Below are 15,184 nucleotides of genomic sequence, written 5' to 3'. Positions count from 1 at the left end.
TTCCTCCTCTATACTAAGAGCAAAGCTCTTCAATAAATGATTTAATCTCCTGCAAAGGTTTTTCCCGATTTGCTTGTAATAGGGTATCCTCACGCTCTGAAATAAAGCGCACTAAGGCACTACCTACAATGACGCCGTCGGCGATCGATTGGAAGTGCTGGACGTGCTCACGGGTGGATATACCAAATCCAGCAAGCACAGGAACGGAAGCAACGTCGCGTAACTTTTGGATAGACTCGGAAAGCTCCTCAGCAAAACTCTCTCTCGTACCTGTAACACCTAGGGAAGTCACGTAATAAATAAATCCATCGCCAAGACGACTAATTTTCTCCATCCGATTTTTAGAGCTTGGTGCAACTAATGAAATTAACGAAATCCCTTTCTCATTACATAGTGCACGTAATTCCTCGCTCTCCTCAAAAGGAAGATCAGGAATTAAAATCCCATCCATATCTGCGTCCTCCATTAGCTCTATTACCTCTTTAAAACCAACAGATAATACAGGGTTAATGTACGTGAATAGGACAAGCGGAACCGTTAATCCTTTTGCGCGTGCTTCTTTTGCTCCTTCAACTGCCCGACGCAGACCACCGCCTGCTTTACGAGCACGATCACCGGCCTCTTGAATAACTGGTCCATCAGCTAGTGGATCACTAAATGGTACGCCCCACTCAATTGCGTCAACGCCTGCTTCTTCAAGCGTTAACGCAATATCGATGGAAGCCTCATAAGACGGGTCACTGCTCATAATATATGGTACAAAACGTTCTTTTTTAGATTGAAAAGCATCTTGTTTTAAACGGTTCATCCCTTATCTGCCTCCAATGTCTCTTGAATCGTCATCACGTCTTTATCTCCTCGTCCAGAGAGACAAACGAGTAATACATCGTCTTTCGACATCGTTTTAGCATGTCTTTCTACATATGCTAGTGCATGCGCTGTTTCGATTGCTGGTAAAATACCTTCAAGCTCACAAAGGTCTTTTAATGCTTTCATTGCTTCATCATCTGTGACGGATTCATAGTTAACTCGCTTAATATCACGAAGGTGTGCATGCTCAGGACCTATACCTGGATAATCAAGTCCTGCTGAAATGGAGTAAGGCTCTGTTATATTCCCATTTTCGTCTTGCAGAAGGTAAGAAAGTGATCCGTGTAAGACACCTTTACGACCTCTTGTTAACGTTGCTGCATGTTCGGTTGTGTCAACACCTTTACCAGCAGCCTCAATGCCAGTTAACGCGACATCGTCATAGTTAATGAATGGGTGGAACATCCCGATTGCGTTACTTCCTCCACCAACACATGCAACTACCTCATCAGGCAAACGGCCAATCATACGCTTCATCTGCGCAATACTCTCTTCCCCAATCACACTTTGAAAGTCACGAACCATCATTGGATATGGATGAGGGCCTACTGCACTTCCAATCAGATAAAATGTATCTTCTACATTTGCAACCCAGTGGCGAATTGCTTCATTTGTAGCATCCTTTAACGTTTTACCGCCTGATTGTACTTCTATTACTTCCGCTCCTAATAGTCTCATACGAAATACGTTAAGCTCTTGGCGACGAATATCTTCTGCTCCCATAAATACCTTACAGCTCAGTCCAAACCTTGCGGCAACTGTCGCAGATGCTACACCGTGCTGACCAGCTCCTGTTTCAGCGATAATCTGTTTCTTTCCCATACGCATCGCTAAAAGTCCCTGAGCTAGCGCATTATTGATTTTGTGAGCACCTGTATGATTAAGATCCTCTCGCTTCAAGTAAATTTGCGCTCCACCGTAATGTTCGGACAGTCTTTCTGCATATGTCATCGCCGTAGGACGACCAGAATATTCATACAGCTCTTTGATTAAGGCTTGTTTAAATGACTCATCCTGTTGCGCTTCCTTATATGCTTCTTCAAGCTCTTCAAGCGCGTACATCAGTGTTTCAGGAACATATTTACCACCAAAATCACCAAAGCGACCTAAATGGTCTGGTGCTTGATACGTTTTCTTGACTGATTCTGCCATTTTTTTCATCTTCCTTTCATCTTTTGACGCTGCTGATTCAATACCTGACGAAACATCAATGCCATCAGGTTTAAAAGACATTAAGTCGTTCACATTATCTGGGGTGATACCGCCAGCTACAAAAAGTGGCGTATCCTGCGTTTTAGCTTGCTCCTTGTATGAAGGAATAGCTTTCCAGTCAAAGGAGATACCAGAGCCACCCCACTCTGTCTCTGTTTTTGTGTCTACTAAAAAGATGTCGACAAGATCGTTATACGCTGCCATCGTCTTTAAGGCATCTTTATTATGATGGATCGTTTTAATAATAAAGCAGTCCGTTTGCTCTTTAAGGGCCCTTACCGTTTTAACGTCCTCTGTTCCATGCAACTGCAAACCGTCTAACTGAGCTACGTTTGCCGTGTTTACAATTGATTCAATATCTTCATTTACAAACACCCCGACTAGCTTTTTACCATGGCGTCCGTGTGTATTGACCCAATTACGTACGTCGTTCGGATCAACCTGACGCTTACTTTTCACAAAAATAAATCCAAGATAATCTGCTTTTGTTTTCATGGCCTTCTGGTAATCTATTTCTGAACGCATTCCACAGTATTTGAGATCAGTCATGACTGATCACCAAACAACGCTTTAAGGAACTCGTGCTTATTGTCGCTTTTCATAAACCCTTCGCCTACTAATAGTCCATCGACTCCAATTTGATTTAAAAAGGCTGTATCGCTAGACGTTGCTATTCCGCTCTCACTGATAAAAAGAGCATCCTTCGGCAAGTAAGGCTTTAAACGTTCTGAATTTGCTAAGCTTGTTTCAAAGGTTTTTAAGTTTCGATTGTTCACGCCAATTAGCTCTGGCTTAATGTGAGTTACTACTTTTTCAATTTCCTCTTCGTTGTGAACTTCTACTAAAACATCCATAGATAGCTCTCTCGCATGCTCATAAAGCTCTTTTAATTGCGTACCGTCTAATATGGCAGCAATGAGCAAAATAGCATCTGATCCAATTCTATCTGCTTGCATGACTTGCTTATGATCGATAATAAAATCTTTTCTTAAGATAGGGATCGAAACGGCCTCTTTAATAGCTGTTAAATAACGATCGTCCCCTTGGAAAAAATCTTTATCTGTCAGCACCGAAATACCCGCTACCTGAAGCTTCTCGTATTCTTCTGCAATGGCCAGTGGATCAAAATCCTGTACAAGTATCCCTTTAGAAGGACTCGCTTTTTTCACTTCCGCGATGATTCCCATTGGGTGCTGACTCTTTTTAATCGAATCAACAAGAGAGAGCCTCTCGCGCTCGACTAGTCGCTCAGAAGGAATCTCTATTAATTGAACTTCCTGCTTTTTTCTCTCAACAATCGTATCCAATATTGTCATGATTGCACTTCCTTTTCTGCTCTCATTGACTGAAGATGAGCAATTGCTTGTTCTCCGAGTGCTTCTTTCGCTTGCGCCACTCCCGCTTTAATTGTGGAGGCCTTTCTAGCTACATATAAGGCAGCCCCTGCATTTAACAACACTAAATTTGTCGCACTTTCAGGAGCATTACCCGCAAATACTTGTTCAATGAGCGTTGCACTTTGTTCGGCGTCCGAGACGATTGCCCCATCTAACGTTGTTCTCGTAAGTCCCGCATCCTCTGGTCTAAAGGTTGATTCGGTTACCTCACCTTGATAAACCTCTATCATTGTTGTCTCAGTTTGAGGAGAGATTTCATCAAGTCCGTCATGACCTGCAACAAACAAAACGCGTTCCATAGACAAGGACTTACTAGCTTCCGCCATTTTGCGAGCTACCTCTACGTCATAAACGCCTATTACGCGACGCTTTGCTCCAGCCGGATTTGTAAGAGGTCCAAGTACATTAAAGATTGTTTTCATCTTCAACGCTTTTCTAACAGGCGCAACGTGTCTCATTGCTTCATGATAGTGGGGGGCAAATAAAAACGTTAGTCCATGTTTGTTCAGAGCATCCTTTGCCTCTACTTCTCCCTGCTGGAAATTGATCCCAAGCTTCTCTAAAACGTCGGCACTTCCTGTTTTTGAGGACACGCTTCTATTACCGTGTTTCGCAACTTTCACCTGCATGGAGCTAAGTAAAATTGCGACAGCAGTAGATACATTAAATGTTCCAGAAGCATCTCCACCAGTCCCGCACGTATCGATTACATCAAATCCAACATCGATCTTTTTACTTTTTTGTTCCATCCCTAATGCAAATCCCGCTATTTCCTCTGCATCTAATCCTCTAAACTGCATCACAGATAAAATAGCTGCCATTTCTTCATTAGACAGAGAACCCTCCATCATGATTGTAACTAATTCTGTCGCCTCTTTCTTACTTAATGCTTGTCCTGTCATGATTCTAGATAGTGTCATCTTTTCATGACCTCCTCTTTATCTAATCTCTGCTCTGCTAGCTTCACTGCATATAACAGTGCTCGTGCTTTATTTCTCGTTTCCTCGTATTCAAGCTCTGGAATAGAATCTTGAACGACTCCAGCCCCAGCTTGAACGTACGCTTTTCCATCCTTTAATACGATCGTTCTAATAGCAATACAGGAGTCAATAGCTTTATTAAAGCCGTAGTAGGCGATTGCGCCTGCATAGACACCTCTATGCATATTTTCAAGCTCTTGGATGATCTCCACTGCCCGAAGCTTCGGTGCTCCTGATACGGTTCCAGCCGGATGTGTAGAAAAAAGCGCCTCAAATGGATGAACGTCTTCTCTAAGTATCCCTGTGACTTTAGTAGTTAAATGCATCACGTGCGAAAAGTACGAAATATCCATCATATCGTGGACATCTACACTACCGTATTCACTAACTCGACCAATATCGTTACGAGCTAAATCAACAAGCATTAAGTGCTCGGCACGCTCCTTTTCATCGTGAAGAAGGTCTTGAGCCAATGCCTCATCTTCCGCCTTATCTTTTCCACGCTTTCTTGTACCAGCGATGGGGTGAATCTCTAAATGGCGGTCCTGATCAACCTTTACAAGCCGTTCTGGTGAGCTACCAATAATCTCTTGATCAGGAAAACGAATATAGTATAAATAAGGAGACGGATTCACCTTCCTTAATACTCGGTAAAGAGATAGTCCGTCTGATCGAACTGGGACCTCGAACCGCTGAGATAATACCGTTTGAAAAACGTCACCCGCAGCAATATAATCCTTTATTTTTAACACATCTTTGATAAAGCCATCCTTCGTATAATTAGAGCTGACTCCTTCATACACATCAATATCTTGATTTTGATCGATTGGAATTGTTGGGAAGGGCTTCTCCTCTCCCTCTTCAATCTTAGCTAAGATCCCATGAATGGTATCAACAGCTGATTCATACGCGTTTAATCGCTCCGACTCTTGAAAGTGAACGATGGTAAGCTGCTCTTTATCATGATCAAACGCCAAGATTGTTTGACAAAACATAAAGCTTGCATCATGAGCCTTTTCGGAAGATCGCTTCACTTTCGGCTCATAAAATCGAAACCCTTCAAATCCTAAATATCCAACCGCTCCTCCGGGGAACGGAATGTCTGGAAGTGTTGGCGATACATCAAGGGTTGCCATCGCACGGTCCCATGCAGTCTGTAAATTATTTTCACAGAAAAGAATATGATCATTCTTATCAGAAAAAATAAATTCATCGCCTTTATCACGTAAAAAATATTTAGGATTAAGTCCAATAAAGGAATAATTTGACCATGGCGATAGAGGATCCTTACTCTCGAGTAAAAAGCTCGCTTCGTCATTACAAATATTAAATAATTGGATTGGCGTACGCGTATCAGCTACCGTAGAAGCCGACACTGCGACCGTTCGATTCATGGATGCTTCTTCGTAGAATTGTTGCTTTGTTTTTGTAATCATGGGTGACCACCTTATCTAAAATGTATTTAGAGAAAAGCGGCAGAGGAGAAAAAAAGTAGATTGTGGGGGTAATCTCTATGCGTAGGAATAAAAAAACGTCTGCCAAATAAGGGCAGACGTGTCCTTACACTGTCTACACATGTAACTCTGCTATACTCATCTCAGCTATGCTAAACTCTCTCTCAACTAAATTATCCTAATGCTAACGCGAGCGACACCTGTATGTCAAGAATAAGAGGTTCTCTCGCCGTTAACCGATTACCACCTTATCTTTAGCCAATTAACTCTTGAAGTAGCGATTCAATGACTTCCTCCTGTACCTGATAAAGCCCCGCTATTCCAACTTCCGATAACAATACAAACTGCATGTTTCCACTTGATGCTTTTTTATCTAGCTTCATACGATCAATAAGTCCTGCTATAGTAAGGCCTTTCCTAAGTGATGTCTCATACCCTAGCCGTTGTAAATAAGTCGAAGTCTCGTCAATTGGAAGAGTTGTATGAAGCACTTTTTCACTTAGCTTCATAGCAAAGATCATTCCGATTGCAACTGCCTCTCCATGCGTAAGCTGTCCATAGCCTAATTCCGCCTCAATTGCATGGCCTAGAGTGTGACCGAAGTTAAGGTGGGCACGGATGCCCTGTTCTTTTTCATCAACCTCGACTACATCTGCTTTCACTTTAATAGATCGAAGCAGTAAGTCTCCGAGCATATCAACGTGTAAATCCGTTAAGCTATGAATATGATCTACAAGCCACGTGTAAAACGCACGATCGTGAATCAATCCATGCTTGATAACTTCTGCAAATCCTGATCGAAGCTCCGCTTCAGGAAGTGACTCAAGTATCTCTGGATCATAAAGTACGGCTGATGGAGCATGAAATGCTCCAATTAAATTCTTTCCAAGTGGATGGTTGATTCCCGTTTTACCGCCAACGCTACTATCATGAGCTAAGATGGTTGTTGGAACTTGAATAAAGCGAATCCCTCTCATATATGTAGCAGCAACAAACCCAGCAACATCGCCAACGACTCCTCCACCAATTGCTACAACAACAGCTTTGCGATCTAACCCAGCCTCTAATAGTTTCGTTACTAGCTGGTGGTACGTCTCAAATGATTTTGATCGCTCACCAGACGCAACTTCTATGACCTGTGGTGCTTCTGCAAAAGAGGATAAAAAATCCTCTTTGTACAGATCTGCCACATTTTTATCGATAATCAAGACTGTTTTTGTGTAACCTGGAGTATGCTGCTTAAGCTGTTCTGCTAACCGAAAGCGACTGCCCTTTTCCATTACAACTTGATAAGAATGCGTAGCACTCTTAATGGTTAACGTTTGCCCCATTAAAAATTCCTCGCTTCCTCCTGGTACATCTCGTAGTGCTTTTTAATGTCATCCATCGTGTCTGAACCAAACTTGTCTAAGAACGCATCCGCAAGCTCCCATGCAACAGCAGCTTCTGCAACTACCGCAGCCGCTGGTACTGCACAGCTGTCAGAACGCTCAATACTCGCCGTAAACGGCTCTTTAGAGTCAATGTCAACGCTTCTTAGTGGTTTGTATAGCGTAGGGATAGGTTTCATTGCGCCATGGACTACAACTGGCATTCCGTTAGTCATACCGCCTTCAAATCCACCTAAACGATTAGACATACGGTAAAAGCCTCGCTCTTCACTGTACGCTATTTCGTCATGTACTTGACTCCCCTTCATTCTTGCCGCTTCAAAGCCTAAACCGACTTCAACCCCTTTAAATGCGTTAATGGAAAGTACAGCTTGCGCGATCTTTCCATCAAGCTTACGGTCGTAGTGGACAAAGCTCCCAAGTCCAATTGGTACATTTTCAGCAACAACTTCTACGATACCACCGATAGAATCTCCGTTTTCCTTCGCATCGTCAATTGCTTGCTTCATCTTTTCGCTAGCTTCTTCATCCATGCAACGTACTTCGGATGCTTCCGTCACTTTTTTAAGCTCTGCAACAGTTGTAAATTCTGACGTTGTTGCTTTCACATCTCCAATTTCAAGCACGTGTCCTGCAAGCTCAATACCAAATTGTTTAAGGATAACTTGCGCAACAGCACCTACCGCTACCCTTACTGTCGTTTCTCTTGCAGAGGAGCGCTCAAGAACGTTACGCATATCACGATGGCGATATTTAATTGCTCCATTTAAATCTGCGTGTCCAGGGCGTGGTCTCGTAAGCTTTCTTTTTACTTCCGCTTCCTCTTCTTCAGAAAGAGGCTCCGCACCCATAATCTTCGTCCAGTGCGTCCAGTCCTTGTTCTCTACTTGAAGCGTAATAGGCGCACCTGTCGTTTTACCGTGACGTACTCCGCTTAAGATTTGCACCTGATCTTTTTCAATTTGCATGCGACGACCGCGTCCGTATCCTTTTTGGCGTCTCGCTAGATGTTCGTTAATATCCTCAGCTGTTAAAGGTAGCTGAGAAGGTACCCCTTCAATGATTGCTGTTAGTGTAGGGCCGTGTGATTCTCCCGCTGTCAAAAATCGCATTCTTCCATCAACCTTTCTTTATCGCTTTTATGCGTTAAACTGTGTTAATCCCTATTGTTCAATATTTCGCATGATTTTTCAAGTATTAAATCCTTAAAGATTCGATTTACCCCATTTTTTTGTAGAAAAAAGTGTCTTCTGTTTCAAGCTTATATTGCTGCGGATTAAATATTTGTTCCGTACTTCCAACAAATAAAATTCCGCCAGGACGGAGCGCTTCGCTAAATTTATGATAAAGCTTCACTTTAGCATCTTCCGTAAAATAGATCATAACATTTCGACAAACAATTAAATCAAAGCCACGATCAAAGCTGTCCGCTAGCAGGTTATGTTTTTTAAACGTGATAGGTTTTTGAATTTCCGGCTTTACTTTATAGCCTAACGGCTCTTTCTCAAAATATGTAGATAAATAAGAGGGGTTTACTTCCTTTAGTGATCTATCTGGGTAAAATCCTTTTTTAGCCCGCTCTAAGATCGATTGGTCTAGGTCAGAGGCCTGAATCGTAAACGATTGTGGTGAGACGTGCTGCCTTAAAAGGATGGATAAAGTGTACGGCTCCTCCCCCGTTGAACAAGCTGCACTCCAAACTTTAAGAGATCCCTTATTCTCAAGTAGCTTAGGTACAATTTTTTTGTCTAAAATATCCCAACGTTGTTTATTACGGAAAAACTCCGACACGTTAATTGTCATTCTGTCCAAGAACTCTTCGAACAACCGATTATCCTCTACTAATCCATTATAATATCCTTGAAAGGTATCAAAACCTCTCTTTTCACGTAAAGAAGTAAGTCGTCGCTTCATTTGCGCTTCTTTATAAAGCGAAAGGTCTATCCCAGTACGTTTATATATTTTTTGTATAAAATCTTGGTAGTCATTCATTCTCATTCGTCTCCCTCGGAGTTGCTAATTTCTAAAAAGCTATACTCTTACTTTTACCATATAATCACGCATTCTTCTACCAATTGTCCGACAAATCGAAAAACTATCTGTTTCTTTTGGAATGGTAAATAGGTTGTATAGGACTTTCATTTATTTTTGCGTGAAAAGAAAGGCGAGATGATGATGGCCTAGCTAGTTGCATTTGTTCTTCGTGCCATCACCCCTCCAGAAATCCTGCAATATCTTAGTAAAAGCAAACTGATAATCTTGTCGTCACGTTTTTTGTAAATAGTGGTGATAACCCGGAGCTTTCTTTTCTTATGGGAATTGAGGTAAGGACCTTATATTCAAGGCGTCTGCGTTAGATAATAGTTCATTTCCTTTAAATCTAGTAGTCGCTACTTCACTTCTACTGTTGCATACGTCAGCATTAAATAAGAAGGTGTTTGCATCGCATTACAAAGGGAGTGCGTCAGACAGGTCTTCGTTTACTTTTCTATCATTACTCAAATAAAAAAACGTTCTCCAAATGGAGAACGCTTCGTTTTATTTTGATAATACAGATGTTTGTTTGTTTGCTCCAACTAATTCTGATTGCTCAAAGAAAAGAGCCAGCTCTCTTTCAGCACTCTCAATTGAGTCAGATCCGTGCACGATGTTTTTGGATTTTTCGATTGCAAAGTCTCCGCGAATCGTTCCTGGCGCAGCTTCTTTAGGGTCCGTCTTACCGATAAGCTTGCGTGCCTCATCGATAACGCCGTCCCCTTCCCAAGCCATCGCAAAGACTGGACCGGAAGTAATAAATTCGATTAAGTCAGGAAAAAATGGTCTTTCTTTATGCTCCGCATAGTGTGCCTCTGCGTGCTCCTTTGATAGTTGCATAAGCTTAGCACCTACAAGTGTAAATCCTTTTTGCTGAAATTTTGCTAAAACTGGAGCAATTAGCTGACGCTCTACCCCATCAGGCTTTACCATAATAAATGTACGTTGCACGAAAACTCCCCCTAATCAAGTAATGTAAACCCTTTCATAGTATAACAAAAAAGAATTAAGTGAACAACATAGTTTTGGTAAAAAAAGATAATTCACTAAGAATTTAGTAGTCAGCTGTAGATAGGAGGGTTATTAACTCCTTCACCCTCCTATTAATAATTACGGTCGCGAATATATATCGCTATATCATATAACGCTTGTTTAGCTCGAATATCCTCTAATGGTTCTAAGCAATCCAAGGCTTTTGTTATATAATCATTACTTAATTTATTCGCGGCATCAATGGCATCTGAATGTTTAATGCGATTGACAACTTCTTTAATTGGAGATTCGCCCGTTGGATCTTGCATGTAAGAGGTCACATGGTGCTTAATCCAATTATCCTGTTCCATGGCATAAATAGCTGGAAGTGTGATATTGCCCTGAATTAAATCACTTCCTGCAGGCTTACCAAGCTGCTTTTCTGTCCCAACGAAATCAAGAATATCATCTGTGATTTGAAAGGCCATACCAACATAATAGCCATACCACTTTAATGCTACTCTCTCTTTATCAGCGACATTGGCAACCCTAGCGCCTAAATCACAGCTTACAGAGATAAGAAGTGCCGTTTTACGCTTTATTCTACGTAGGTATGTGCGTAAAGATTGGTCCAAATTAAACTGATCTCGAATTTGCTCAATTTCTCCGATACACATATCTACCATAGCTTTTGATAGAACATCATGCACGCCTTGTTTATTGGATCTTGACGCGATCTCTATAGCTTTGGCGAAAATATAGTCACCTGTATACATCGCTACGCGGTTATCCCACTTTGATTTAATCGTGCGCTTCCCTCGCCTAAGCTCCGCATCATCAATGACGTCATCATGAACGAGCGAGGCCATATGAATGAGCTCTAACGGAATCGCTACTTGCTTGATTTGATCCAAGTCATAGTTACCAAACTGAGCGCTCAGTAACACAAACACAGGACGAATTCGTTTACCGCCAGCTTTTAGCAGGTGCGAAGATGCTCTTTTTAAGTCTGGGTGTTCTGCATCAATATGGGATTCTAGTTCATTTTCAATTTTTACGATATCTGAACGTAAATGTAAATATATATCCGTGAGTTTCATAAATGTCCACCTTGCTAAACGGAATGAAAGGGAGAGACTGGGTTCCAGACCGATATTTCTTTGACTGGTTTGGATAAATAGCCATATTGGTAGGCAAGATCATAATACATGTGCAAGCCATCTAAATGATCACTTGTTAAATCATGATTTAACTTTGCAAAATAGCTTTGCCAAAATGTAAATGTGCCACCGTGCTCTCTTTGAATCGATGTAATTAAATCGTGATAATGATTACTTTTACACATACGCTTACTCTCGTGAAAGCCCTCATATAAAGAAGCAAGCGATTCTTCGTATAAAGCTGCCATTTCTTTTCTGACAGCAAAAACTGCGTATGTCATTGGTAGACCAGTATGCTCATACCAAAGTTTGCCGAGGTCATAGCAAAAATATTCTGCTTCGTGGTTCCACTTAGCTCGAATGGCATCATCGCCAATTAACAGGCAAGCAGATGCACGCTCCATCATCTCATTAAAATCAGGATCCTGCGTATAAAAGCGTGGCTCGACCCGATAAAAATGTCTGAGTAAAATTTTAAGCAGATGAACAGAAGTAGCAGAGCTTGAGGTAAGAGCAATAGGTTCGCCGTCTAACTCCTCTAGCTTTTTTTTAGTAAATAGAAAAATGGAGCCTACCTGCTGATAAGAAGAGACAGACAAATCAGCAAGCACGTGATAATCGTCTATGTTCTGACCGTATGCGAAAGAGCTTATTCCACCAACATCAATCATACCAGCAGCCATTTTTTTATTTAACTCTGCCGGTATGGCAGGAACAAATGAAAAAGAAGCTAAGCGCTCTCTATTTAAATAGTGGAACATCGGTCGAATATTCGTATAGGATATTTCTCCAACTACTAGTCCCATTTGGCACCAGCTCCTTTACTAAAATAACAGAATGTCTCCTAAAGCAAATAAGAAAATCGTTATACTTATTACACCGTTCATTGTAAAGAACGCTACGTTCACCTTCGATAGATCATGAGGTTTAACTAAAGAGTGCTCATAAATCATGATACCACCTGCAATCAGTGCTCCAATGAGGTAAATGATGCCAAGCGGTGTTAACGCAGATAATGTTAGCATCGCAAGAAAGCTTACAAGGTGAAAGCCTCTTGCTATTTTAAGTGCTTTTGGAATTCCAAAGTGACTTGGAATGGAGTAAAGCTTTGCTCCTTTATCGTAATCAGCATCCTGCGTCGCATAGATGATATCAAATCCAGCAGTCCACATTGCGACTGCTAGGAAAAGAACAAACGCTTCTACAGTAAGCACACCAGTTGCTGCAACCCATCCACCAAGAGGTGCGAGTGCAATCGTGATACCAAGTACAATGTGACACGCCCATGTAAAGCGTTTTGTATACGAATAAATAACGAGGAAAAATACCGCTATTGGTAGGAGATACACAGCTAACATATTCAAATTGAATGTTGCAACAAAGAGAAGTGCAAAAGATAAAACGATAAACAAGATCGTCTCTGCCTTCGATAACAATCCTGCAGGTATCGCACGATTCGCTGTTCGAGGATTGGCTTCATCTATTTTTGCATCAATGACACGATTTAAGGACATCGCTGCAGTTCGAGCTCCAATCATTGCTAAAGTAATCCAGAGCCAATCTATCGCACTAGGTAAGGCGCCATTAATCGTGTAACTACCAAGAATTGCTCCTAGAAAGGCAAAAGGTAATGCAAATATTGTATGCTCAAATTTGATCATTTCTAAAAAGATTTTTAGTTTATTCATCTCAGTAAACCTCCGGCTATTTTGTTGCGAAGTGAGCAGCAGCAACTCCACCAGAGTATGACTTGATTGCTACATCGTTAAAGCCTGCTTCTAAAAACATCTCTTTAAGAACCTCTTTTGACGGGAAGCCCTCTGTTGATTCTTGAAGCCACGAATATTCCTCGTAGCTTTTCGCAAACACTCGCCCAAACAATGGCATAATACGTTTAAAGTAGAGCCAGTATAGCTGTTTAAAGCCAAGAGCTGTTGGCTGTGATGTCTCTAAACACACGACTAGCCCATCGTCTTTTACTACACGTCTCATTTCTTTCAATACCTGCATGTAGTCAGGAACATTCCGCAGACCAAAACCAATGGTTACATAGTCAAAAGAGTTATCCTCAAATGGAAGCTCCATCGCGTTGCCGTGCAAAAGCTCGACATTGGACAGTTTTTTATCATCAATTTTATGAACGCCAACATCAAGCATATTTTGGCTGAAGTCTAACCCCTTTACGTCGCCCTTTGGTCCAACAGCTTCTCCAAGCTGTATCGTCCAATCGGCCGTTCCACAGCACACGTCAAGTGCTTTAGATCCTTCTTTTACTGCCATTCGCTTCATGGTATCTTTACGCCATGCTACGTGTCTTTGAAAGCTAATGATAGCATTCATTTTATCGTAGCTTGGTGATATGGATTGAAAGATCGCATGCACGCGCTCTTCTTTAGATTGACTCATTTCTGTTCGCCTCTTTCCTATTCCAAAAACGTATCCGATAATCTTCGGTGACTTGATCATACATAGATCGAAGTGGCATTCCGCTCTTCGTGCCAACTTGCTCTATTTCTAAAAGTAAACCTTCTTTTGCATCATGAATTAATCTCTCGAGCTGAAGATTTTCTTTTGGCAAAGCTAATGTAGCAAGTGTCGGCTTCTCATCCGACGCTCGACGATCCTTCTCTCTAAGTAATGATTCATAAAAGAACAATGCGCTCACTGCTTTACTCAGAGCTTTATCATCCAAATATAAGGAAATTTGCGTAACTAACGCACTTTTGATAACCGCCACATCGTGATAAAGAAGGTATTCAGGGTCAATACGTTTATATATACGCATTTTAGCTTCGTTGATATCTTGTATGGCATTGGACAGTACCGGCAAGTACGACTCTAAGCGTCCAGAGAGCGTATGATAGTAGAGAGCACTATAGTAGTCTCCTGCAAGCACAGTTAGCTGACGATCCTTCCAAGAAAAGTCGTCAGTAAGCTCTGTGGAATTGACTTTATCATGAATATTCATGGCAGCCTGCACTAAAAGTGTCGCAAGAGTTAGCGTATGCCGATCCTTATGATTTAGTCCTTTTTCTTGAAGAATACATAGGAGTAATTTCGCCTGATAGTCATCAATAGTTGGATAAGGTAAATACGTATGTAAATAGGAATGACGAGTAAGCGAATGAAAGTCTGCGTATATAGATTGAATTTCTTGTTGGTTATCATGAATCGCTGTCATCATCTCGTCCCCCACTTTTTGCACTACACAATTCGCTAAATTTCACGCTTATCTAGTATAGCACAATTATTTTCCAACGATAATGCTTGGTGCCATAATTTTGACCTCTCTTTATTCCTATTCTACCACCATCTTCTCACAGGGTAAAAAAGGAACACTTATTTCACCAATTGTTTAAATACTTCGATTATGTAGCTCTACTTGAACCTTACACAACTGCTTTTTTATATGATAAATATATCGTCAAACAAAAAGATGCGTCAGTAAGCAGATTCGCTTAGACGCATCTTTCAATTAATCGTTCGTCTCCATAACGCCATGTGCAGTTTGCACAGTAGCATTACCTCGGATCTTTATAGCGGATGTATGCTCCGTAAACTGAGCAATCATCATTTCGTTTTTATCAAGCTTCTCAGAATGGTGAAATCGTGTGTCTGTCCCTCTAGTGAGTCCTATGACGCTCACCCCATCCTCTTTTGCTTTAATAACGATATAGTTTGTAGATTCAGCCATAACGATGCTCCTTTATGTGA

General features: G+C 41.4%; 15 protein-coding genes. All 15 read right to left on the bottom strand.

Annotated features, from left to right (window positions below; all coding sequences use genetic code 11):
• Positions 1-13: 13 nt before the first annotated feature.
• The gene (trpA, locus tag FLK61_RS09000; protein WP_176009136.1) at positions 14-808 is read right to left on the bottom strand and encodes a tryptophan synthase subunit alpha; all 795 of its coding nucleotides are present in this window, start codon (positions 806-808) and stop codon (positions 14-16) included.
• Positions 805-2,631 (bottom strand): tryptophan synthase subunit beta, encoded by a 1,827-nt coding sequence (gene trpB / locus FLK61_RS08995; RefSeq protein WP_176009135.1) that lies wholly within the window; start codon positions 2,629-2,631, stop codon positions 805-807. Before trpB ends, trpA begins: the two co-directional genes overlap by 4 nt.
• Positions 2,628-3,398, bottom strand: coding sequence for an indole-3-glycerol phosphate synthase TrpC (gene trpC / locus FLK61_RS08990; protein ID WP_249777708.1), 771 nt, complete (start codon positions 3,396-3,398; stop codon positions 2,628-2,630). Before trpC ends, trpB begins: the two co-directional genes overlap by 4 nt.
• On the bottom strand, positions 3,395-4,399 hold the full coding sequence (gene trpD, locus FLK61_RS08985; RefSeq protein ID WP_176009134.1) for an anthranilate phosphoribosyltransferase: 1,005 nt from the start codon (positions 4,397-4,399) through the stop codon (positions 3,395-3,397). The genes trpC and trpD overlap by 4 nt, the downstream gene beginning before the upstream one ends.
• Entirely contained in the window at positions 4,396-5,895 is a 1,500-nt protein-coding gene (gene trpE / locus FLK61_RS08980; RefSeq protein WP_176009133.1) for an anthranilate synthase component I, read from the bottom strand. Before trpE ends, trpD begins: the two co-directional genes overlap by 4 nt.
• Before the next feature lie 272 nt (positions 5,896-6,167).
• A complete protein-coding gene (gene aroB / locus FLK61_RS08975) occupies positions 6,168-7,244 on the bottom strand; it encodes a 3-dehydroquinate synthase (RefSeq protein ID WP_176009132.1) in 1,077 nt (358 codons plus the stop codon).
• A complete protein-coding gene (gene aroC / locus FLK61_RS08970) occupies positions 7,244-8,416 on the bottom strand; it encodes a chorismate synthase (protein WP_176009131.1) in 1,173 nt (390 codons plus the stop codon). Before aroC ends, aroB begins: the two co-directional genes overlap by 1 nt.
• Before the next feature lie 106 nt (positions 8,417-8,522).
• Complete coding sequence (locus tag FLK61_RS08965) at positions 8,523-9,302, bottom strand: CheR family methyltransferase (RefSeq protein ID WP_283811902.1); 780 nt, start codon at positions 9,300-9,302, stop codon at positions 8,523-8,525.
• 540 nt (positions 9,303-9,842) lie between these two features.
• A complete protein-coding gene (gene ndk / locus FLK61_RS08960) occupies positions 9,843-10,289 on the bottom strand; it encodes a nucleoside-diphosphate kinase (RefSeq protein ID WP_176009129.1) in 447 nt (148 codons plus the stop codon).
• A gap of 152 nt (positions 10,290-10,441) precedes the next feature.
• Positions 10,442-11,410, bottom strand: a complete 969-nt coding sequence (hepT, locus tag FLK61_RS08955; protein ID WP_176009128.1) for a heptaprenyl diphosphate synthase component II — start codon at positions 11,408-11,410, stop codon at positions 10,442-10,444.
• Positions 11,411-11,424: 14 nt separating this feature from the next.
• Complete coding sequence (locus FLK61_RS08950; RefSeq protein ID WP_176009127.1) at positions 11,425-12,276, bottom strand: menaquinone biosynthetic enzyme MqnA/MqnD family protein; 852 nt, start codon at positions 12,274-12,276, stop codon at positions 11,425-11,427.
• A gap of 18 nt (positions 12,277-12,294) precedes the next feature.
• Entirely contained in the window at positions 12,295-13,158 is an 864-nt protein-coding gene (locus FLK61_RS08945; protein WP_176009126.1) for a UbiA-like polyprenyltransferase, read from the bottom strand.
• Between the two features lie 16 nt (positions 13,159-13,174).
• Positions 13,175-13,876 (bottom strand): demethylmenaquinone methyltransferase, encoded by a 702-nt coding sequence (locus FLK61_RS08940; RefSeq protein WP_176009125.1) that lies wholly within the window; start codon positions 13,874-13,876, stop codon positions 13,175-13,177.
• Positions 13,863-14,654 carry a heptaprenyl diphosphate synthase component 1 gene (locus tag FLK61_RS08935; RefSeq protein ID WP_176009124.1) on the bottom strand — a complete coding sequence of 264 codons (792 nt, stop codon included), beginning with the start codon at positions 14,652-14,654 and terminating at the stop codon, positions 13,863-13,865. Before FLK61_RS08935 ends, FLK61_RS08940 begins: the two co-directional genes overlap by 14 nt.
• Positions 14,655-14,945: 291 nt before the next feature.
• A complete protein-coding gene (gene mtrB, locus FLK61_RS08930; protein WP_176009123.1) occupies positions 14,946-15,164 on the bottom strand; it encodes a trp RNA-binding attenuation protein MtrB in 219 nt (72 codons plus the stop codon).
• Between the last annotated feature and the right edge of the window lie 20 nt (positions 15,165-15,184).

Origin of the sequence: Paenalkalicoccus suaedae (assembly GCF_006965545.2) — a bacterium.
Classification (GTDB): domain Bacteria; phylum Bacillota; class Bacilli; order Bacillales; family Salisediminibacteriaceae; genus Paenalkalicoccus; species Paenalkalicoccus suaedae.
The sequence above is the reverse complement of the archived record's forward strand: the minus strand, read 5'-3'. Positions and strand labels throughout refer to the sequence as shown.